This window comes from Vibrio sp. 1641 (genome assembly GCF_033339995.1).
Classification (GTDB): domain Bacteria; phylum Pseudomonadota; class Gammaproteobacteria; order Enterobacterales; family Vibrionaceae; genus Vibrio; species Vibrio alginolyticus.
The window spans coordinates 140,449-162,424 of sequence record NZ_JAWOVP010000003.1 but is presented as its reverse complement, the minus strand read 5'-3'; the positions used below and the strand labels follow the sequence as shown (position 1 = coordinate 162,424).

General features: G+C 44.0%; 19 protein-coding genes. 11 read left to right on the top strand and 8 right to left on the bottom strand.

Annotated features, from left to right (window positions below):
* Positions 1 to 17: 17 nt before the first annotated feature.
* From R7Z47_RS08560 to R7Z47_RS08535, 6 genes are all read left to right on the top strand, one after another.
* Positions 18 to 1,295, top strand: a complete 1,278-nt coding sequence (locus R7Z47_RS08560) for an NAD(P)/FAD-dependent oxidoreductase (RefSeq protein ID WP_005377810.1) — start codon at positions 18 to 20, stop codon at positions 1,293 to 1,295.
* A gap of 17 nt (positions 1,296 to 1,312) precedes the next feature.
* The gene (gene aguB, locus R7Z47_RS08555) at positions 1,313 to 2,179 is read left to right on the top strand and encodes an N-carbamoylputrescine amidase (RefSeq protein WP_262606566.1); all 867 of its coding nucleotides are present in this window, start codon (positions 1,313 to 1,315) and stop codon (positions 2,177 to 2,179) included.
* A 12-nt stretch (positions 2,180 to 2,191) separates the two neighbouring features.
* A complete protein-coding gene (gene aguA, locus R7Z47_RS08550; RefSeq protein WP_213870086.1) occupies positions 2,192 to 3,274 on the top strand; it encodes an agmatine deiminase in 1,083 nt (360 codons plus the stop codon).
* A gap of 54 nt (positions 3,275 to 3,328) precedes the next feature.
* Positions 3,329 to 4,756, top strand: coding sequence for an NAD-dependent succinate-semialdehyde dehydrogenase (locus R7Z47_RS08545; RefSeq protein ID WP_213871611.1), 1,428 nt, complete (start codon positions 3,329 to 3,331; stop codon positions 4,754 to 4,756).
* A gap of 14 nt (positions 4,757 to 4,770) precedes the next feature.
* Positions 4,771 to 6,042, top strand: coding sequence for a 4-aminobutyrate--2-oxoglutarate transaminase (gabT, locus tag R7Z47_RS08540; protein ID WP_054730169.1), 1,272 nt, complete (start codon positions 4,771 to 4,773; stop codon positions 6,040 to 6,042).
* Between the two features lie 519 nt (positions 6,043 to 6,561).
* Positions 6,562 to 7,884: an EAL domain-containing protein gene (locus R7Z47_RS08535; protein WP_258661513.1), complete on the top strand. Its 1,323-nt coding sequence runs from the start codon at positions 6,562 to 6,564 to the stop codon at positions 7,882 to 7,884.
* A 132-nt stretch (positions 7,885 to 8,016) separates the two neighbouring features.
* Here R7Z47_RS08535 and R7Z47_RS08530 read toward each other — a convergent pair whose 3' ends face one another.
* Positions 8,017 to 8,904, bottom strand: coding sequence for a DMT family transporter (locus R7Z47_RS08530; RefSeq protein ID WP_064353868.1), 888 nt, complete (start codon positions 8,902 to 8,904; stop codon positions 8,017 to 8,019).
* A gap of 110 nt (positions 8,905 to 9,014) precedes the next feature.
* On the opposite strand from R7Z47_RS08530, the gene R7Z47_RS08525 reads away from it, so the two are divergent.
* The 4 genes from R7Z47_RS08525 (at position 9,015) to R7Z47_RS08510 (ending at position 10,942) form a co-directional block, all read left to right on the top strand.
* On the top strand, positions 9,015 to 9,497 hold the full coding sequence (locus tag R7Z47_RS08525; protein WP_053350391.1) for a MarR family winged helix-turn-helix transcriptional regulator: 483 nt from the start codon (positions 9,015 to 9,017) through the stop codon (positions 9,495 to 9,497).
* A 23-nt stretch (positions 9,498 to 9,520) separates the two neighbouring features.
* A complete protein-coding gene (locus R7Z47_RS08520) occupies positions 9,521 to 9,874 on the top strand; it encodes an MmcQ/YjbR family DNA-binding protein (RefSeq protein ID WP_017633985.1) in 354 nt (117 codons plus the stop codon).
* A gap of 119 nt (positions 9,875 to 9,993) precedes the next feature.
* On the top strand, positions 9,994 to 10,428 hold the full coding sequence (locus R7Z47_RS08515) for a DUF962 domain-containing protein (RefSeq protein WP_005377800.1): 435 nt from the start codon (positions 9,994 to 9,996) through the stop codon (positions 10,426 to 10,428).
* Between the two features lie 202 nt (positions 10,429 to 10,630).
* A complete protein-coding gene (locus R7Z47_RS08510; protein ID WP_005377799.1) occupies positions 10,631 to 10,942 on the top strand; it encodes a hypothetical protein in 312 nt (103 codons plus the stop codon).
* Positions 10,943 to 11,088: 146 nt separating this feature from the next.
* Here R7Z47_RS08510 and R7Z47_RS08505 read toward each other — a convergent pair whose 3' ends face one another.
* The 7 genes from R7Z47_RS08505 to metA form a co-directional block, all read right to left on the bottom strand.
* Positions 11,089 to 12,180 carry a sulfate ABC transporter permease gene (locus tag R7Z47_RS08505; RefSeq protein ID WP_213876487.1) on the bottom strand — a complete coding sequence of 364 codons (1,092 nt, stop codon included), beginning with the start codon at positions 12,178 to 12,180 and terminating at the stop codon, positions 11,089 to 11,091.
* A gap of 1 nt (position 12,181) precedes the next feature.
* Complete coding sequence (locus R7Z47_RS08500) at positions 12,182 to 12,658, bottom strand: hypothetical protein (protein WP_017633987.1); 477 nt, start codon at positions 12,656 to 12,658, stop codon at positions 12,182 to 12,184.
* Between the two features lie 9 nt (positions 12,659 to 12,667).
* On the bottom strand, positions 12,668 to 15,844 hold the full coding sequence (locus R7Z47_RS08495) for a response regulator (RefSeq protein ID WP_222712218.1): 3,177 nt from the start codon (positions 15,842 to 15,844) through the stop codon (positions 12,668 to 12,670).
* A 156-nt stretch (positions 15,845 to 16,000) separates the two neighbouring features.
* Positions 16,001 to 18,157, bottom strand: a complete 2,157-nt coding sequence (locus R7Z47_RS08490; RefSeq protein WP_167415172.1) for a GGDEF domain-containing phosphodiesterase — start codon at positions 18,155 to 18,157, stop codon at positions 16,001 to 16,003.
* A complete protein-coding gene (locus R7Z47_RS08485; protein ID WP_005385723.1) occupies positions 18,157 to 19,086 on the bottom strand; it encodes a phosphate/phosphite/phosphonate ABC transporter substrate-binding protein in 930 nt (309 codons plus the stop codon). The genes R7Z47_RS08490 and R7Z47_RS08485 overlap by 1 nt, the downstream gene beginning before the upstream one ends.
* A 267-nt stretch (positions 19,087 to 19,353) precedes the next feature.
* Positions 19,354 to 20,079: a type IV pilus biogenesis/stability protein PilW gene (gene pilW / locus R7Z47_RS08480; RefSeq protein WP_151514736.1), complete on the bottom strand. Its 726-nt coding sequence runs from the start codon at positions 20,077 to 20,079 to the stop codon at positions 19,354 to 19,356.
* A 179-nt stretch (positions 20,080 to 20,258) separates the two neighbouring features.
* Positions 20,259 to 21,200, bottom strand: a complete 942-nt coding sequence (metA, locus tag R7Z47_RS08475; RefSeq protein WP_158159640.1) for a homoserine O-acetyltransferase MetA — start codon at positions 21,198 to 21,200, stop codon at positions 20,259 to 20,261.
* Positions 21,201 to 21,540: 340 nt separating this feature from the next.
* On the opposite strand from metA, the gene R7Z47_RS08470 reads away from it, so the two are divergent.
* Entirely contained in the window at positions 21,541 to 21,927 is a 387-nt protein-coding gene (locus R7Z47_RS08470) for a DUF6559 family protein (RefSeq protein WP_005377791.1), read from the top strand.
* Positions 21,928 to 21,976: the final 49 nt, after the last annotated feature.

Genomic DNA, 21,976 nt, shown 5'->3' with positions numbered 1-21,976 from the left:
AATAAAGGAATAGTTCTATGAACAAGCATACGGATTCGTTCTACGCGCACTCTGTGCCAAACATGCCGGAATACCCACAGTTGCAAAACGACATCGAGTGCGATGTGTGTGTAGTCGGTGCGGGATTTTCTGGTCTTTCTTCTGCACTACACCTTGCAGAAAAAGGTTTTAAAGTCGTTGTGCTAGAAAGCGCAAAAGTGGGCTTTGGAGCAACTGGTCGTAACGGTGGCCAAATCGTTAACAGCTACAGCCGAGATGTTGACGTGATTGAAAGCCGTTACGACCAAAACCAAGCCAAAGCTCTGTGCGATATGATTTTTGAAGGCGGCGATATCATCCGTGGCCTGATCGACAAATACGACATCAACTGTGATTACAAGCAAGGCGGCTTGTTCACGGCACTGAACAGTAAACAACTCAAAGGGCTAGAAGAACATAAGAAGAACTGGGAGCGTTACGGCAACGACCAACTGACTCTGCTTGACGCAGGAGAGGTAGAACAAGCGGTAGGCACTAAAGTATACACTGGCGGCTTACTGGATATGCGCGGTGGTCACATTCACCCGCTTAAACTGGCATTGGGTGAAGCTGCTGCGTTTACGTCTCTAGGTGGTCAAATCTTTGAGCAGTCGGCGGTCGTGTCGATTGATAAAGGTATTAACCCAGTAGTGAAAACGGCGAAAGGCAGCGTGAAGAGCAAGTACGTGGTACTGGCAGGTAACGCCTACCTTGGTGGTTTGGCACCAAACATCAGCAACAAAGCGATTCCGTGTGGCACACAAGTGGTGGCGACTCAGCCTTTGAGTGATGAGCAGCTAAAACAAGTGCTGACCAGTGACTACTGCGTTGAGGACTGTAATTACTTGCTTGACTACTTCCGCTTAACCGCCGACAAGCGTTTGTTGTTCGGAGGTGGTGTGGTTTACGGAGCACGTGACCCAGAAAACATCGAAGCACTGATCCGTCCGAAGATGGAAAAAGTCTTCCCACAATTGAAAGGCATCAAGATTGATTACACCTGGACAGGTAACTTCTTGCTGACTTACTCACGCATGCCGCAATTTGGCTCGTTTGCAGACAACATTTACTACCTACAAGGCTACAGCGGTCACGGTGTAACGTGTACTCACCTAGCAGGTAAGTTGCTGGCCGAAGCTCTGACCGGACACGCAGAACGCTTTGACGCGTTTGCTGCACTGAAACATTACTCCTTCCCGGGGGGCCGCCACTTCCAAATTCCGTTTACGGCAATGGGCGCGGCTTACTACAACCTACGTGACAAACTGGCGATTTAAGAGATAAGGAATATCAAATGAGCAAAGTAGTGAAATTTGCAGCCCTTCAACTGACGAAAAGCTGGGATCTGGAAGATAACTTAGCCAAAGCAAAAAAGGCGATTCGTGAAGCAGCACAAAACGGTGCGAACGTGATTCTTCCGCAAGAGCTGTTCGCTGCACCTTACTTCTGCAAAAAACAAGAAGCGAAGTATTTCGAGCTTGCAGAAGAAACGGAGAATTGTCGTCTTATTAAAGAGATGAGTGCGTTGGCTAAAGAGCTCGGCGTGGTGATTCCTGTCAGCTACTTTGAAAAAGCGGGCAATACGTTTTTTAACTCGCTAGTGATGATTGATGCCGATGGTACGGTACTAGATAACTACCGCAAGTCACACATTCCTGACGGCCCGGGCTACAGCGAGAAGTACTACTTTAGCCCTGGCGATACCGGTTTCAAAGTGTGGCAAACCAAGTTCGGTAAGTTCGGTGCTGGCATTTGCTGGGACCAATGGTTTCCAGAGCTTGCACGCAGCTTGGCTCTGAACGGCGCGGAAGCGATTTTTTACCCAACTGCAATCGGTTCTGAGCCTCAAGATCCGACACTGGATTCACGTGACCACTGGCAACGTACAATGCAAGGTCACTCGGCAGCAAACCTCGTTCCAGTGATTGCGTCAAACCGAGTGGGCACTGAAGTCGATGATGGTATCGAGACGACGTTCTACGGCTCTTCTTTTATCACTGACCACACTGGTGCAAAAATTGCCGAAGCACCGCGTCAAGGTGAAACCATCATTTACGCAGAAATCGACCTAGCTACGACAGCGAAAGCGCGTCACGCGTGGGGCTTGTTCCGCGACCGTCGTCCAGACCTTTACACCAGCGTTGGCAAACTAGCCGTTTAAAGAGGCGTTAAAATGAAGTTATCGACAACACCAGCGCAGGATGGCTTCTATTTTCCGGCTGAGTTTCAGCCGGTTAGTGAAGTTTGGCTAGCGTGGCCAGAAAGGAAAGACAATTGGCGTGATGACGCATTACCCGCGCAAGAAACCTTCGCCAGAATCGCGAACTTAATCGCGGAAGTGACCAAAGTGTGTGTGGCGGTGTGCTCGCACAACTTTGACCGAGCGCGTCAAATGCTTCACTCAGATGTACGTTTGGTGGAAATCCCATTTAACGATGCGTGGATGCGAGACATCGGGCCGACCGTGCTTGTTAACCAAGCGGGCGAGCGCCGTGGGATTAGTTGGCAATTCAACGCGTGGGGCGGCGAATACAACGGCCTTTACGACAACTGGCAGCAGGACGATCTTGTCGCTGGTTCGGTGTGCGACATCATCGGTATTGATCATTACCGCGCACCGTTTGTACTTGAAGGTGGGGCGATTCACACCGATGGTGAAAGCACCCTTTACACCACAGAAGAGTGCTTACTTAGTCCGGGGCGAAATCCACAGTTGAGCAAAGCGCAAATTGAAGAGCAGTTAAAGGCGTATCTCGGTATCGAAAAAGTCATTTGGTTGCCAAATGGTTTATTCAATGACGAAACAGACGGCCATATCGACAACCTGATGCACGTTATCGCACCGGGTAAAGTGGTACTAAGTTGGACCGATGACCCAAGCGATCCGCAATACGCGTTATCTCGTCAAGCGGAACAAGTACTGAAATCTCAGCACGATGCGAAAGGACGCGATATTGAAATTGTCCGTTTGCCATTACCTGGTCCGTTGCATTACAGCGAGCGCGAAGCCAATGGTATCGACGCCAGTTCAGGAATGAGTCGACAAGCTGGCGAACGCCTAAGTGCCTCTTATGCGAACTTTCTTATCGTCAACGAGCATGTGTTCTTGCCGATGCTGGACGAAGAGACCGACGCTATGGCGATCGATATTTTGCAAAACGCGATGCCGGAATACCAAATCATCGCGATACCGTCGAGAGAGGTTTTACTTGGCGGAGGGAACATTCACTGCATTACGCAGCAGATCCCTGCTTAAACATAAACTCGCCGCTAGCTTAGCGGCGATGATGAGTTGTCAAAAGGAATGACCATGCAACAGATACAAAACCAAACCCTTGTTTCGTTTATGGTAGCGAACCCACAACAGGGCATTGCAGTGACTAATCCGGCGACCGGAGAACTCCTCGGGTACGCACCAGTCTCAACCGAAAACGACATTTTAAATGGCATTGAACGCGCCAGTGTGGCGCAGAAAGAATGGGCGGCACTGCCAGCAAAAATGCGTGCTGGCATGCTCAATCGTTGGTTCCAACTCCTGTTAGAAAACAAAGCCGACCTTGGCCGCTTAATGACGTTAGAGCAAGGTAAGCCGCTGGCTGAAGCTCAAGGTGAAGTGCTTTACGGCGCGAGCTTTATCGAATGGTTTGCTGAAGAAGCGAAACGTACCTACGGTGAGACGATTCCTGCCCCAAGTGCGGACAAGCGTTTGGTGACCATCAAACAGCCAATTGGTGTTGCCTGTGCGATTACACCTTGGAACTTCCCAATTGCGATGATCACGCGCAAAGCAGGTCCAGCTTTAGCGGCAGGCTGTAGCTTTGTCGTAAAACCATCTGAATCTACGCCGCTGTCTGCGTTTGCGGTCGCTGAGCTTGCCTATCAAGCGGGTATCCCACGCGATGTGCTGCAAGTGGTATTGGGGGAAAACTCCCGTCAGGTCGGTGCTATCTTCACTTCGCATCCGTTGATTCGCAAGTTGTCTTTCACTGGCTCTACCCAAGTTGGTAGTGTGCTGATGCAGCAAAGCGCGGCGGACATTAAACGTACCTCAATGGAGCTCGGTGGCAACGCGCCGTTTATCGTATTCGATGATGCCGACATTGATGCTGCCGTGGCGGGTGCGATGGCGTCGAAGTTCCGTAACGCAGGCCAAACGTGTGTTTGTGCGAACCGTTTCTATGTACACAGCAAAGTGTATGACGAATTCGTTGCTAAGTTTGACGCTGCGGTTCAGCAGCTCAAAGTTGGTAACGGATTGGAAGAGGGGGTCAACATTGGTCCAGTGATCAGCGAGTCAGCGAAGCAAGGCATTCAGACGCTTATTGATGGTGCTATCGAGCAAGGCGCGAAGCCGGTTTCAGAACTTAAAAAGCTCGATGGTCTATTTATGCAGCCAGTGGTTCTCAAAGACGTTACTCACGACATGAAGATTGTTTCCGAGGAAATCTTTGGCCCTGTTGCGCCAGTGATTCGTTTTGACAGCGACGCACAGCTGATCGAAATGGCGAACGACACCATTTACGGTCTTGCGTCGTACTTCTACAGCCAAAACATCCACCGTGTTTGGAAAATCGCAGAAGCGCTCGAATACGGCATGGTTGGCATTAACGAAGGCATGATTTCTACTGAAGTCGCTCCTTTCGGCGGTGTTAAGCAGTCCGGCATCGGACGCGAAGGAGCAAAACAAGGTATCGATGAATACATGGACGTGAAATATCTCTGCTTTGGCGGCAACTAATTAAGGACAAAACAATGACAAACCAACAACTACACGAAAGAAGAAGCCAAGTTATCGCTCAAGGCATGGGCGCACTGTACCCACTTTACGTCGAGAAAGCAGAAAACGCTTACGTGTGGGATATTGAAGGCAACAAATACATCGACTTTGCAGCGGGCATTGCGGTAACTAACACGGGGCATTCTCATAAACGCATTAGTGAAGCGGTAAAAGCTCAGTTGGATAACTTCTCGCACACGTGTGCAATGGTCACGCCTTACGCGTCATTCGTTGAGCTGGCAGAAAAGCTGACAGAACTTGCACCAGGTGAGACTAAGAAGAAAGCGATTTTTCTAACCACTGGCGCCGAGGCGGTCGAAAATGCCGTAAAAGTGGCACGCGCTCATACAGGCCGTAGCGGCGTGATAGCGTTTAAAGGCGGCTTTCACGGTCGCACAAACATGACTATGGGGTTAACTGGTAAAGTTGCGCCATATAAAGCAGGCTTTGGTCCTTTCCCGAATGAAATCTATCACGCGCCGTACCCAAATGCGTTCCACGGCATCAGCGTTGAGCAAAGCTTACAAGCAATCGACGATCTATTTGCTTGCGATATCGAACCTTCACGCGTTGCGGCGATCATCTTCGAGCCAGTACAAGGTGAGGGCGGCTTCTACAAAGCACCTGAAGCGTTTGCACAAGGCTTACGTCAGCTGTGTGATAAGCACGGTATCATGCTGATTGCCGATGAAATCCAAACGGGTTTTGCTCGTACCGGTAAAATGTTTGCAACAGAGTACCTAGGCATTGAACCAGACCTAATGACAATGGCGAAAGGCATTGCTGGTGGTTTCCCAATCTCAGCGGTAGTTGGGAAAGCGGATGTGATGGACTCTGCACTACCCGGTGGTTTAGGTGGCACTTATGCGGGCTCGCCACTTGGTTGTGTTGCTGGTCTTGAAGTGCTGAAAATCATCGAAGAAGAAAACTTGTGCACTAAAGCGATGGGCATTGGTGAAGTGGTCAATGCACGAATGACTAAGCTGCAACAGTCAGTACCTGCTATCGGTCAAATCCGCACTACTGGTGCAATGATGGCGATTGAGTTTACTGACCCAGAATCAGGCAAACCACTGCAAGAGATGACCAAAGCGGTGATTTCTAAAGCGCAAGAAAACGGCCTTATCCTGCTTTCTTGTGGAGTAAAAGCGAACGTGATTCGTCTGTTACCTCCACTGACCATCGAATCTGACGTGCTAAATGAAGGCCTAGATAAGTTGGAAAAAGTGATTCTTGAAGTGGCGTAATTCACGCACTTTTAAATAGCAATAACAAATAAAGGAAGCGGTTGGCATCAATCGTTTCCTTTTTGTTTTTTAGCGTATCTGCTGCCTATCTAAAAAGTATTGCTCAAGATCCAAGTTGTCACTTTTATTACGGATGACTTAACAGTTGGGCTCGTTCTTACTTTTCACTTAGTCGCTACTTTGTTCTCCTCGAATGTGGTTTGGTGCTCACATTCTAAATCCCGACATCTGAAAGCCACTTGAGTCTATAATTTTATTGAGCGTCATTCCTCACTTTTTGGACTATAAAAATGAGATAGTATTCATATCCCACTTAGGTTGCTTGACAGATTAGCAGGACGAACTTTGATAACAAAGAATACAAGGTATGCCATTTTACTCGGCTTAGTTCCCATCGCCATATTTGTAGTGGCCTTTCATTCGATAACCAACTTTTACGTCAACTCGGTAAAAGCGTCGAAAATAGATGCTTACGTAGATTATTTAAATCAAAGGTCTGCCTATTTGGACGGAGCAATAGTGAAGCAGATTGCTCAGTTAGATTTTACTTGTAGTGATAGTGATGTAAGAACTTTACGCGACCCACGTTTTTATAACCGTTACATTCGTTTTATTGCGATGACCACAGAAGGCGGAAAAACGTGTTCCACGGTTGGTAGTGAAGTGTCTCGCCCATCTAGTAGTGAACGATTTCAGATGGATGAAAACTTTTTCGCATCACTTATTTTGCCGCAACAGAATGACCAAATAGAGTGGATGGTCATTTATGATAATGAACACGTTGAAGTCTTCTGGGTACTTGATAACAGTTGGGTTAACGAGGTAATAAAAACGCCTTGCAAAGACTGCCTATTTGTAGAGTTTAAGTATGATGAACCAATATTTGGTGATTTAACGATAAGCCGTGGCAAAGCGAATATTACAGGAGAAGAAAACGCACTCTCAAAAGAGTTTTTCTTTTCAGGAGAGTCTCAAGCCAACATGCTCATCAAGATATACAGCGGTGAAAAACTTAAAAATTATGCTCAGGAAAGAGTACTTTTGTGGGGCGGTCTTGTAAGTGTGCTTGCAGGTCTTGTGACTGCCTTTGCATACATATCTGGTAAAAGCTTGAGAAAATCCATTACAGGTCTAATTGAAAATGGGATTAGTAATGCAGAATTTATTCCTTACTACCAGGCGATTGTCGATAGTCGCGATGGTAAGACAGTAGGATATGAAGCTCTGATTCGATGGTCGCGACGTGATGGAATGGTGCCACCAAATATGTTTATTGGTGCTGCAGAAGAAAGTGGCCTGATTATTCCGATGACGAATCAGCTTATTCGTAAAATCATACAAGACTTAAGTGACTTACCCGAGCATACGTGGGTCAGTATCAATATTGTTTCCTCCCATTTAGAGTCAGGTGTATTAACGAAGTTACTGTCGGAGTTAAATTGGCCAATCTCTAATAGAATTCATTTTGAATTGACCGAGAGAATACCAGTAAAAGACACTGAGGCCGCGAAAAAAGAGATTTTGTATTTAACGAATAAAGGCTACAAGTTCAAAATTGACGATTTTGGTACCGGATATGGTGGCTTTTCTTACCTACAAGATTTGGGCATCCGGTGTGTAAAAGTGGATAAGATGTTCATTGATCCAATAGGATCTGACGACCAAAAATTGAAAGTGCTGGACTCAATTGTGTCTGCAGCGAACAAAGCGGAATGTGAGATGATTGCAGAAGGTGTAGAGAGCCAGGCTCAAGTCGAATACCTGGCTCAGCATGCGATTTACCTTATTCAAGGTTATGTTTACGCTAAACCAGAGCCCCTGACTAACCTTGCAAGTGCTTAATAGCCATAACGTCATAACATCCCGCTTTAAAGGTGCCAGTTGCCTAGGTTAGCGCTGATTTCTGCTGGTAGGCTCACACTTGAGGATTCCTAACACTCTCATTACTCCTAGAGTGTTAGGAATTAACGTTACTTAGGAGGAGAGTGCGGCTCTTTTCGTTTTGATTGACGTAATGAGCTGAGGTAGTAATGACATTACGATCATTCCTAGCATTAAGCTGTATTGCAGAGGAGTGAACGTTTCCCCCAATAGCAGTAGGCCCGAAACAATGCCTGCGACTGGGTTTGCAATACCACCAAAGGTAAAATCTACGACCGACATCCGCTGTAATAACCATACATACATGCCATACCCTAATGCGGTGTTCAGAATAATTACCCACAGTAACCCTAGAATATTCGTCATGGATACGTCCTGAACGACCGTAACATATGGCTCTGGATTGTTTATCGCCAGCACACTTGTTGCGATAGACATAATCACGCCACCCAAAATGAGCTGCCATGTTAGCACTGTCCACCAGTGCATTTTTGTACCTAGTGACTTTGTTACGCTACTTCCTATCACGATGCACATAATGGCGGAGATCATCGCAAGTAAGCCCACGGGTTCGAGAGAAATAGAGCTAGGATCAAATAAGAACCAAGCTAAAGCAATCAAAGTTGCGCCGCTTATCGCTTGAATGCCACTAGGCTGACGTTTGTAGACCGCCCAACCAAACAGCATCGCAAAAACGGGGACCGAAACCATACCAACACCAGAGATGGCAGAAGGAAGCGTCAACGCCATGACAAAAATGAGACCAAAGAAGCAAGCAATGTTGATGGTTCCTAAAACAAGCAGCACTTTCCACTCACTTCTTTTTGGAAACGAGGGCTTTATTGCCAGCAACAAAAGACCCGCAGGCAGTGCCCTTAGAGCGCCAAGTAAAACGGGAGGCCAGTCCGGTAGAGTAAACTGAGTAACAGCGTAAGTCGTCCCCCAAAAAAAGGCAGGAATCATCGCAAGTAAAATGTTCATGTTAAATATCTTTATGTAGAGATAATTAAATGTAACGATATCGGCAAGGTGGCTTTTTGTAAAGTATCTTTATGTTAAAATAAAAAATATATGATGTTTGGAGAGAAATAATGGATGCAATTGATAGAGTGGTAGAGCAGTGGGCTAGGGAGAAGCCAGACCTCGACACTGAACCGATGGCAATAATGGGTCGACTAATGCGAATTGCAAAACACATGGAATCTAGGGTCGCCGAGCTACATAAGAAGTACGATCTGAAAATGGGTGAATTTGATGTGTTAGCGACACTGCGTCGAGCTGGTTCACCATATTGTCTTACTCCCTCAGCGTTAATAGAGTCGATGATGCTCACTTCGGGTGCGATGACTAATCGCTTAGATAAACTAGAGAAGAAAGGGTTTATTACCAGAACCCATAGTAAAGAAGACCGACGTAGCGTCACCGTTGAACTAACAGAGCAAGGCTTAACCTTAATTGACAAGCTAATTTTGGAGCATGTAGACGTTCAGCAATCGTTATTGCATGGTTTAGAAGGCAATGAAAAAGCGCAGGTTAACCAGGCGTTAAAATTGCTATTGCCACAATTTGAATGAGAACGCAGAAGGAGGTAGGGGATATGAAAAGCAAAGAACTAGAACAATACTTAAGTACCTTCATGTGTGCAGAAAGCGATTTCCCATTTGGGCCTGAAGCGCTTGTATACAAAATCAAAGGCAAGATGTTTGCCATCATTGCAGAGAGAAACGGTCGGGAGTATGTCAGCGTAAAAGTAAAACCAGAAGATGGAGAAGTCTTAACGTCGCAGTTTACGGATATTATCCCGGGTTATCACTTAAATAAGCGTCATTGGATAACGGTTTATTTTAACGGTGATGTCGAGGATGGGTTGATTCAAGACTTGTGTGAACGCTCTTATGCTCTTGTCGTTGCCAAGCTGCCGAAAGCACAACGAGCGTTGCTTGGTGAGTAATCGGCAACGCACTGGCCTCTGTTGTTTTGTCGCTCGTTGCTCCTAGCCTTTACGGAAAAATTCGCACCTTTTTCATCCTCGGGCTATATAAGAATAAGAAGGTGGAAAAGGTGAATGATATGCGAGCATTATCTGAATGGCTAAAAGAATACGGGGAGAGTCACCAAAACCCTATCAACCAAAAGATTCACACAATCGCAGTTCCAGGTATTTACCTTTCTGTGGTTGGACTTATTTGGTCGATTCCCCAGATTTCATTATTAGGCTTCGAACTTAATTGGGTTTGGGTAGCGGTGATCCCCACTTGGGTTTTCTATTTTCGTTTGTCTCTGAGCGTATTCATGATGATGATCGGCTACACATTAGCGTGCATTGGACTTATTTGGTCTCTAGAGGTATTGATGTTGCCCGTTCTGCATATTTCTATGCTTTTGTTTGGCGTATTGTGGATATTGCAATTTATCGGTCACAAGATTGAAGGTAAAAAACCGTCGTTTTTTGAGGATTTACAGTTTCTACTCATCGGCCCGATTTGGGTGTTCAGAAAACACTAGCGATAAGCAAAATCAGGCATCATCCGAATGATACAAGACATATAACGTTCAGAGATTATGTAGCTCTTACTACATAATACCTCTCCTTCTTACTGCCACGACAAGCATTCACTTTAGATACGCACTATGATTAAAGAGGTGCCAACGCACTTTACGCTATCGAGATACTTAAACTTACGGCAAGTTTACTTTAGGGGGATGAATGTACGACCGACAATATAAATATGCCTATTGGAGAGAAGAGCGTAAAAAAGGCAAATGGCACTATATATTAAAGTCCTTCTTTATGATTTGTTGTGCATTACTGCTTGGTAAAGTCATCGGTTTGTTCATTTTTGGAGAGCTGCATTCTTTAAGCGACATTTGGGAACAACTCCCTGCGGATGTTTTTATTATGATGCTCGTGGGCTTCCCAATTAGTGTCCTTGGTTGGTACCATGAAGAGTCAAAGTTTTTCCGGGCACTGCGACGCAAAGAAAAGCGGTTAAAAGGCAATCAAAACAAACCGAAATAGAGTAACCTTTGTCTCTGTTTGGATTGCCACTTACCTATCTGATCGATTCTATCCCTTCCAGTCGTTTAGCGTCTAGTTACGTGTTGCAAAAAGCCTTCTTAATACAACAGCCCCCAGTGTTGTGGAAATTGGTACTGTAAGAAACATTAAAAAACGAAGTTGAGCATTAGCGTATAAAGGCTCGCACTGTCATCCTTTGGGGCTGATGAAAACGCGCCAGAGCTATTATTGTAGGCGTTGAACCTTTGCCATTCTGCGTTCAGGGAAACGTTGTAATCTAGGTCGTATCTCAACCCGAGTAAGAAACTGTCTCCACTTTTTTTATCCCGACTATTAAACTGCTGACCGTAAACAATATAAGGAGTCAGCTTGTTTACATTATAACTTGTTGTCGCGTACCAAGATGAGGAAAGATTGCTGGTCTGTCCTTCTGCCATAATCACAATGTTATCGAGCTCGTATCTTAACCCTAGAGAAAACAGATCGATCGTGTTGTTTTTTTCTGTTTCAACTAGACGGTCAATGATTGTGGTTCCGCCACCGGGAGTGGACTGCTCAATGTTAGAGAGCGTCGTTGTTTGATCATAATCGCCGTGGAGGTAGGAAAAATTCCAACGATAGCTCTCTCCGCTTAGCGTTAAGTTCATCCCTGCAGTATTGTTTGACTCAATTTCCAATTCAGTACGTTCATTGATGGTTACGTCACTATTGTCTTTAAACCCGACAAACGGCATGGCGGTAAGTACGACTTGCTCATTGAGGTCATGAATCCAGCGTGCAGATAGGCCGTTATAAGCCGTGATACCTAGAATGCTGTCATATACCTCATTCGGTGGGCGGGCTTGGGTAAAAGCGTGGCCGACATAGTTGTACTCAGACATCAAAAACAGTGGCAGTCTTAAGCGTCCTCCTCGTATTTCTATGTTTTGATAGGTATAAGCCAAATACGCCCACTCGAGCTGAGGCGAGCTCCAATGGTCTTGCGGGCGCTTTACGACTTGTGCGGATGCCCGAAATGCCTTGTGAAAATAATCGAGCTGCATGCCGAAAGTGGTATCGCAATCGAAACAAGATTCATCGCCAATAAAGCGGTTAACTAGTAACGTAGTTGGGTTATCGGATTTTACCCACGAAGTAGAGCCAAAACCACTTAAAGAAAGTTGTTCTGTTAGTTCAATCGTGGCTGAGCTCGGAAAGGTCGCGATACTCAGCGATAACATGGTTAAATATTTTTTCATATCAATTCTCCGAGCTAACCACACATAAAACATGAGCATTACTAGGGACGCTCGATGTTGGGGCATAACCAATTCTATTCGGCTTCTCTTGCATCCATGCTATGAGGTCATCAATGCTGGAGCGTGCAATCACTTTTGGCGGTCTAGCTTTACCTGAAAAAGACAAGCTTGCCCAATGCGCGTTCATTTGCGCTAAATTTTTGTTGAGAAGATAACGATAGAACTCAGCTCTTTCTGTTGATGTCGCAGGCCAGTCAGAGAGTTCAATTCGCTGGCCTTGTAAAAGTTGCGTCTTCCCTCTGTACAACTTTCGCGCTTTATTGACAGTGAGCGGAGAGAATTCGTCATTAAATGAGAAAACGGCGTAGCTCTCCGCAGCGAGAGCTTGGCAATTTAATGAAAGAAGGGCAATCAGAATAAACAGATAGCGTTTTATGTAACGCAAAGGAAAAGCAACGCGAGAATGATTTCTACTCATAGAATCCACCTACATTGCTTGTTCAATTTGATACAACAGTTTTTCTTTGCGCACAGGCTTTGGTACGTAGGCATCCATTCCTGAATCAAAGCAGCGTTGAATATCATCATCAACGACGCTTGCTGTTAATGCGATAATGGGCGTCTTAGCTAATCCTTTACTCGCTTCATAAGCTCTAATTTGCCTAGAAGCTTCAAACCCATCCATTATGGGCATCATGCAATCCATCAAAATAACATCAAACTTTCCATCTTTTTGGAACATTTCGACTGCAATTTGTCCGTTTTCTGCGACTTCGAATTGATAGCCTGCTTTAGATAGCAATAGAGAAGCCACTTTCTGGTTCACTCTATTATCTTCGACAAGCAAGATGCGTTCGGAGCGAATAGGCGTTACCGTTGCTTCTGGTTGCTCAGAACTTGCAGGTAGTTCATGAGTTTTATCGGGGGTGGTGTTCTCTTGGTGTGGTTCAGCAGGCGTCGTGTTGGAAACACGTAACCCAATTGCCTTATCTAACTTCTCTTTAAGCAACCCTGCTTTAAATGGTTTGGGCACATAGTCATCCATTCCAACGTCAAAGCATTTTTGTATATCGTCATCGACCACACTTGCCGTTAGAGCAATAATCGGAATTCTGAAAGCGCGTTTTTCTTTTACTTCTATTTGACGAATTATTTGGGTGGCTTCAAATCCATCCATTACGGGCATCATGCAGTCCATTAAAATTAGGCTGTATTGATTCTGTTGAAATTTCTCAACCGCTTCTTGTCCGTTTACAGCGACATCAAATTCGAAGCCAGCTTTTGTGACGTGTAGCCCCGCGATTTTTTGATTGACCGTATTGTCATCAACGACCAAAATTTTCGGCAGAGATTTAACATGTTGCGCTGAAGTGCTCTCTTGTTGTGCGTGCGAGAAATTTGCCGCACAACTTTCAAGTGCTTTAATTAAGCGCTGCCCTAGTAGTGGCTGAGTGACCAAGGCGCTGATACTGTTTCTAAAGTCGAATTGTGGGCTATGAAGGTGCTTGATGAGGCAGACACGAATGTTTCGTTTACAAAGGCTTTCTATCTCATCGATATGCATCGCCGCTGCATTTGGTGATGCTTCTACATGAATAACGATAACGCGCTCGTTATCAATCCACGTTGGCAACGCACTTAAGGTATCTACTGACTGCGTTATATTGATGTTGAAAAAACTTAACTCGTTACGCAGTTTTTGTTCTAGTTGAGTACTGCTGCATACAATCCATATATCGTTGTGATTCAGAGCGTGATAAGCGTTAAACTCTTGCGTCACAACAGGAGCAGTTAGTTCAAAGAAGAAGCGACTGCCTTTACCTTTCTCGGATTCAAGTTGAATTTCTCCACCCATTAGCTCAACTAATTGCGTGCTAATGGCAAGCCCAAGTCCAGTTCCCCCAAATTGTCGGGTAGTAGAGTTATCCTCTTGGGCAAATGGAGCAAATATTTTCTTTTGCTGCTGGGCATCAATACCAATTCCAGAATCTTTAACGGAAAACTCGATGACCGCTTCACCATTTTTAATTTCGCGGGTGATGACCGATAGCTCTACACTGCCTTGTTCGGTAAATTTTACCGCGTTAGACATGAAGTTCATGACAACTTGGCGTATACGATGGTCATCCAACATTACGTGGTAAGGCGTGTTACGGCTAATGTTGACTTGCACATCGATGCCTTTTTCCTTTGCTTTCGGTGAAATGATAGAAGCAATGTCATAGATAGACTCTCGAACACAAGTTGAATGTGGGCTAATGAGCAACATCCCAGATTCAATTTTTGAGAAGTCTAGAACGTCATTAATTAAACTCAAAAGCAGTTGGGAGGAGGTTTCAATCGTGTCGACGTAATCGCGTTGTGTGGCAGTCAGGGAAGTATCGGATAACACTTCAGAGATGCCAATAACGCCATTTAGCGGCGTGCGGATCTCGTGGGACATGTTGGCCAAAAAGCTACTTTTGGCTTTACTCGCCTTAATTGCATCATCTTTTGCTTGTTCTGCATCTTCTTTAGCTTGTGTGAGCTTTAGTCTGGACAACATCCGCTCATCACTAAGCTTTTTTACCTCTCGAGCAAACTTACTCAGCTCGTCTTTACCCTTTATTAGTTGAGCAAGAGGTGAATTTTCAGTGTTACTTTGTTCATTGCTTTCGTTACTGAGAAATTTGAGGACTAGATTCAAGTTTCCAGTAACTTTTCGCACCAATCTTAGCGTTAAACTTACGACCAACAGCGTTAAAAGGCTCATCATTGCGATAAAGGTAAAGCGGTGCTGTGTCGTCGTGTTGATTGTCTTTGATATATCATCACTCAGCTGTTGTTCCATTTTGTCGTCAACACTTTGTAATAACGATAAGCGTTTGTTGAGTGCAGATAACCCCGCATCAATCTCATCCGGGGTTAATGATTTGAGTTGAGCTGGTTGCAATAAATAAGCACGAAACTCTTGGCTTTTGATAAAGACTTCACCCGTAAACGTCTCAATGAGCAGATCTACTTGTTGTTGATTGGCATTTAGCGTCACAAAACGCTCTAGAAATAGTTGTTGGTTCTGGATTAAAGATTGGATAGAAGCCTGTGTTGTGAGGTCATACTCGTTATTTTCCTCTGAAGATCGAATCAAATATTCGCTTAATCTATGCTCTTCAGTGGACCAAAACATCAACCATTCAAGTTGCATCAAAGAAGAAAGGTGAGTGTTTGTTTCATAACTCACATTTCTAAAATAGACTTTGTCTAAGCTCATGAGGATTTCTTTGAACGTATCAGCGCGCCACTCTGCCGCATCTAACTTTTCTTCTTGATTTTGCGAAGAGAGCATCGAGAGGGTTGCTTCCTCAAAGCTTGTCAACTGGTTTAGTATCTCAGCGTTTTCACCGAATACTGGTGCAGCGGTGTCGCGTAACAATTGAGATATCTGCTGAGTTTTTAGTTGCTTATCTATTACATCAGGGTTATTCGGTAGGTGATAAAGCGAAGATACGCGGTCGATGTAGACAGAGAATAACTGTGCTTTTTGTAGTTCCTGAGCCTGGATAGAAAGGCTTTGTACATGTTTACCCGCGAGGACAAGCAACAATAAAATTGGCAGCAAAACCAACCCAAATAGCTTTTGTTTTACCGACAGGTTGTTCCAAGAAAAGATTCCTACCACGCGCATTTCCATATCCAAGAAGTTGATATGAAAAGTGTAGTTTATTTATCTCAGATGTTAGATTTTAAGAGAAAATTCATATTAATGAGGTGGGGGAAGTGTGACCGATATTGCATTACGAGTACTAACGCGCTAAGCGGCAATAGTTAACAAAACGGCGTTCTAAGCAAAGTGATTGACGCTTTGAGCGCCACTCCCTCGTTGGTATTCAAATGCAATCAATTCCTCGGCAGGTACAGGCCTACCTAAGAAAAAGCCTTGTACGACGTCACAGTGGAGAGACTCCATTCGTGTGAGTTGAGTTTGAGTTTCTACGCCTTCGGCTACTACTTTCATTCTTAGGTTGTGAGCCATGGATACAATCGCGCGAACTAATGAATCGTCTTGATCGCTTTTTCGGATTTGAGCGATAAATGAACGATCAATCTTGAGCCCGTCAAAAGCCATATGTTGTAGGTAGGCAAGGGCTGAATACCCCGTACCAAAGTCATCTAGCCAAACTTCCACTCCGATACTTTGTAGTTTTTTAAGCACATATTGAGCTTTCTCTGTATCATCAATAAAAAGTGACTCTGTCACTTCAACATGAATGGTTTGAGGGGCGACATCATGTCGTCGTAAATACTTAGAAAATAATTGACTTAAATCTTGGCGATAGATTTGTCTTGGGGACAAGTTTAATGCGATGTGAAAATCAGTACCGAAATGTTCTGCCCAAATTGCCCGCTGAGCAACTGCCGTCTCAATGATATGTTCTCCAAGCTCCAATATTAAATCACTTTGTTCTGCGATCGGGATAAACGATTCTGGACTGATATAACCTTTCTCGGGATGATTCCACCTAACCAATGCTTCGACCCCAATTAGGCGATAGGTTTTTAGATCAAATTGTGGTTGATACCACAGCTCGAATTGAGACAAGTCACGTACTGAACGACGCAGTTCTCGTTCTATGTATAAACGTTGTTTAATCGTTTCATCAAACGTGGAATCGTATATCGTCATAATGTCTTTACCGCGTCTTTTAGATTCCTGCGCCGCAAGAGAGGAAAGCTGTAAAAGAGACTCAGCGTTTGAACCAAATTCTGGATACACAGCAATTCCGAGGCTTGCCGTAATTTGAATATCGTTCTCTTCCAAACTAAAGGGAGAGAGTAGTTGGCGATGAATATCGTTCGCTTTTTCTCTAGCTTCATGATTGTCCGAGCACGGAAAGGCCAGTACAAATTCATCCGCACCTACTCGACTTACGATGGTAGAAAGGCGGTAAAGCGGCTTAAAATAACTCGGCAAACGGCCTTGAAGCTCTGAGGCAAGATGGCCTAGCAATTTATCCCCAATGTTATGTCCATAGTTATCGTTAATGTGCTTAAAGTCATCCAAGTCAATAAACACAACCGCGAGTGAGGGGGATTTGTGGTCAGTTATTTGCGTTTGAATATCAATGAGTAACTTTTCTCGGTTTGGCAGGGAAGTCAGAATATCGTGGTACGCCATGAACTCAACTCGGCTGGTGTATCGGTTCACTTTGTTTGACATTTTGTTGTACGCCGAAATAAGTTCTCCCACTTCATCTTTGCTTTGTATGTCGGTGACTGGCAGCGCTTGGGTATTTGACTCTGAAAATTGATCTTTTAGTTGCTTGAGTGGCTTAGTTAACGACCGCCCCAAAGCATAAGCGATGATGCTACCGAATAGAACGGATATCCCACTGATCGTTAGCAGCAAGTTAAACATCTTCTGTTTATCGTTTGAGGTAATCGCTTGGACTTGTTCAATGTTCTGTTCTTTCTCTTCCAGTAGATGTATCAAGTTAAGCTCAAGATATACCGCCCCAAGAGTAATATTTGATTGCTGAATCGGCGCTGCGATCTCCAACTGATGCTTGGAAAAGGAAACGAGAGTTCTGGATTCTTCTATTGCTTTCAAAATAAAAGGAGAGCGGTAATGAGGTTGGGCAAACATCCTTAGCTGAGTAGTGCCGTCGTGAAAGATTAGCCCTTCATTGTCAACAACATGTATTTTCGAGACATCTGGCTGGCTCAATGTTGCCTTAATTTGCTCATACGCTTGACTGATATTGTCTGTATAGAGTGGATCAAAAAGCTGTTTTGATAATAGCTCTGCATAAACCAACCCTTTTTGCTTAACGTAAGATTCTGTTTTTTCTTGAGAGTTGTTCGTGATTTGTTGAGTTAAGCTATTTGAATACGCATCGTAACCGTGCATGTATAACGCAAGATTTATCACCACAACAAACAAGACAACGAATATTGTCGAGCAAATATATTTGGTTTCGAGTGAGAGCTTTTGAAACATCAATCCACCTTCGGTAACAAGTGAACTGACTTGCGCACTGTACTTAAGGAGGCTCGCATTTCTGGAGTAAGCGCGCTGAATTTTTTGGTGTTCTGAAACTTTTTAAGTGCGAGAGAGCCTTCGTGAGTTGTATCCATATCAAGCAGTATGGACGTGATTTTACGCTGTTGCTCTAGGCTCATGCTTGGAGAAGCGAGAATCAAATCCCTGGGTATTTCAACAGAACGAGAAAAAATCGCTAGTTTGTCTTTCATGTTCTCTGGCAAATCTTTGGGATTGTTCCAGTTGAAGTTACTGAATGCTCCTGCTGCAACTCTCTGTTTATATACCCATACAGATAGGTTGATTTCATTTGACTGAGCGAGTTGCTCATCAAGGAATAAATAACCAATACTGTCTTTGGCCGGTTTGTCATCAGGAGAGGGAAGGTATTGCAGTTTTTCTCCGTGATTCAGCAATGTAATCGCAGGTAGGTAATAGCTGCTGGTAGACGTACGCTTTTCGAAAACAAGCGTTTTTCCGCGCAGGTCAGAAAGTGACTCAATGCCACTCTCTTTATTAGTAAAGAACACCGTATGATATTTTTGCAGGCCTTTTTTCCATCGTATAGCAAGAACTTGGCTATTAGACTCCTTTTCTAAGGTCATCGCATTAAAGGGGGTCGCCGTTGCAATTTGAACGGTGCCATTTTCAAGCGCAACCGCGAGCTGACGATAATTTTTAAATACCTTTACCGCCCCTTTTGCGTAACCATATTCAGCCATATTTTCAGTTACATACTGAGTAAGGGGCGTCGCTTTTTTGATTTTGCTTTGGGCTTTATTGGACACAATGCCAAATGTGAATGTTTTCTCAATATTTTCTTGTGCACTGACGACAAAAGGTGAACTCAGCAAAGTGAGTAATAACAGAGTGCAGGCAGGTTTCATCCGGCTTCAACTTCCTTCTGGTGCATGTCAGTAATATTTAGTATTTATCAATGTGCCGAAATCAATCTTAAAAACAGTATGATGTACAAATTTCGTTGTGTGCGCACTTTTTATAATGTGACTTGGTCACTTATTCCGTTCAAATAGTACCGAATTTGACGTTTATGTACAGGATGAATGTATCACCGTGAGTCTGAATTCACCGGATTCTTGGTCAAGCGCAGTATTGGCTGTGAGCTAATGCGCCATCTGTATCGCTATTTTGTACTAAGAAAAATTCTCCAATTGTTTTTGATACTTTTTCTGGAGAGCTTCATTGCCTGCTGCACGTTCAAGTTGAATCATGAGTTGCAAAGAGGGCTTCTTCACGCCATACATTTGATTGAATCTCATTAATCGAATTCTAGCTTCAGTATAATCACCGCTATCAATTTCTATTTTAGCGAGTTGCAAAATCGATTTTGGTCTATGGGGGTCATGATCGATAGCTCTAGTAAAGTAGTATCTCGCTTTGTCTTTATCTTGTGATTTTAGCGCACAAAAAGCTGCATTCTCATAGCTCGCTGGAATAAGGTAGTAATAAGGCTGCTCAATGGCTCGATTAAACATCTGATCGGCTTTTTCGAAGTCACCTCGCTTGCAAAGAAAAGTACCGTAGTTATTGAGCACATTTCCGTTTTTAGTGTGTTGGCGTAGAGAGCGTTTATACATCTGTTCGGCTTTAATATCTTCACCAACCGTTTCGTAGTAGTGAGCCATAGATAATTGCGCGCGATAGTATTGAGGTGCGTGGTTTAAGGCTTGTTGTAAGTTATCATGCGCGCGAATCATGTTACCGCCGTCTAAATAACCTAAGCCAAGTGCGATACGTGATTCTGCCATTGCCACAGGATCGGCTTTAACGACAGGGCTTCCATCTTCTTTCACCGTCACGCAACCCACGAGTGCAAACTGAGACAATAATATTAGTGCACCGAGCTTTGCTGTTTTCATTCTTTATCCCTACATCCCTGAATCTTTCTGCATGATATGAATTACTTAGCAAAAACCTATTGAGGAAAAAACACTATGCGATCAGGTTTGCAAACTGTTATGAAAAAGCCGCCATATGGCGGCTTGGTTCACATATTACATTTCGGTAATGATGAGTGCTTTGTTTGCTTATTTTGAAGCTAATCGTCTTTAGTGAAAGCATCTTCACTGAAGTGCTCGAGGTCGTACGGTGTTTGCTGATAAACACAGTAGTTCAGCCAGTTTAAAAAGAGAAGGTGTCCATGGCTTCTCCAGCTTGCAATTGGTGGGTTATCTGGGTTGTTGTTTGGGTAATAGTTGACAGGAATAGCGGGCTCCATACCTTCGCTTAAATCTCGGATATATTCATTATGTAAGGTGTGAGAATCATACTCAGGGTGTCCTGTGACAAAGACATTGCGTTTGTCTTTTGTGGTGGCCAAGTACACACCTGCGACATCCGATGTCGCTAAAATGTCTAAGTCAGTATGCTCTTCTAGAAAGTGAGGCGAAAAATCTGCGTAACGCGAGTGAGGAGCCAAAAACGTGTCATCAAATCCACGTAAGATAGGGTGAAATTGATGATGGATTTGGTGATGATACACGCCTGAAAGTTTTTCTTTACGCGTTTTTTTAGGTAGATCGTAGAGTAGCTTTAGTCCTGCTTGCGCAGCCCAGCAAACATAAAGAGTGGATGTCACATGATCTTTTGCCCACTCCATGATGGTTTTGAGATGATCCCAATAAATGACATCTTCAAATTGTACCAAACCTAATGGAGCCCCAGTAATGATCATGCCATCGAAGTTTTTATCTCGCACCATTTCAAATTGGCGATAAAACGTGTCTAAATGTTCAGTTGGCGTATTTTTACTCGGGCGGTTATCAATGCGCAGTAATTCGACGTTAACCTGTAGTGGGCTGTTTGAGAGTAGACGCAGAAACTGAGTTTCAGTCTCTATTTTTTTTGGCATCAGATTAAGGATCAGCACTCTTAAAGGACGTATTTCCTGACTCGCTGCACGCGTTTCACTCATCACGAAGATGTTTTCTGTCCTTAATACATCGGTAGCTGGTAATTGATCTGGAATTCTAATTGGCACGACTTTCTCTCCCTAAGTATAGTCAATCTAGACGTCTATACTTCTAAAGCTAACTTAATTAAGTTTAGATGTCGATACGAAATCCGACTTTTCAATCTACTCTTTACATTATGGTAAACCGTACTCGGGGTTGTCACACAATTGTGACTAAAGCAGAGTTTCTGATGAGATAGGTTTGAAACGCAGTGTGTACTATTTGCTGGTAATTATGCGATCACGTTAATATGTGAAGGTGACTTCGTAGTAAGGAAGTCTCAAATTAATGAGCCATACTAAAAACAATCAGCTCACCATTTTGCATTAATGTGCATATTTGGAAACATCGTCAGTGGAGGACATTATGTTCGGTATTTTCAAGAGAAAGACAAAGATTCAGAGCATCGCTCAAGAAGTTCCTTGCGTGCTACTGCATTCGTTTGGTGATAAAGACATTTATACGCCGGAAGAGATTGATCAAGCTCTTCAAAAGCTGGGTTATGATAAGAGCAAGGATATCAGTCATTATCAGTATGCGTATGGAATGTTTGCCGATGAAGCCTCTTACGAGCTCCTAGAACTAACGGATGAGCTAGGTAATTATGGTCATTTCCAACGTGAAGTAGGTAAGATGCTACTCAATACACCTGAGCCGATTGATATGCATATCTACTTTGAAATTTCTCGTCAGCACCAAAACGTCAGCCTTTCACCTGGTCATCAAAAAGTAAGCGAAAGTGATGGTGTGTAAACATCATTAGTGGTATTCCATCGTGAGATGAGTTGGGTATAATGCGCGG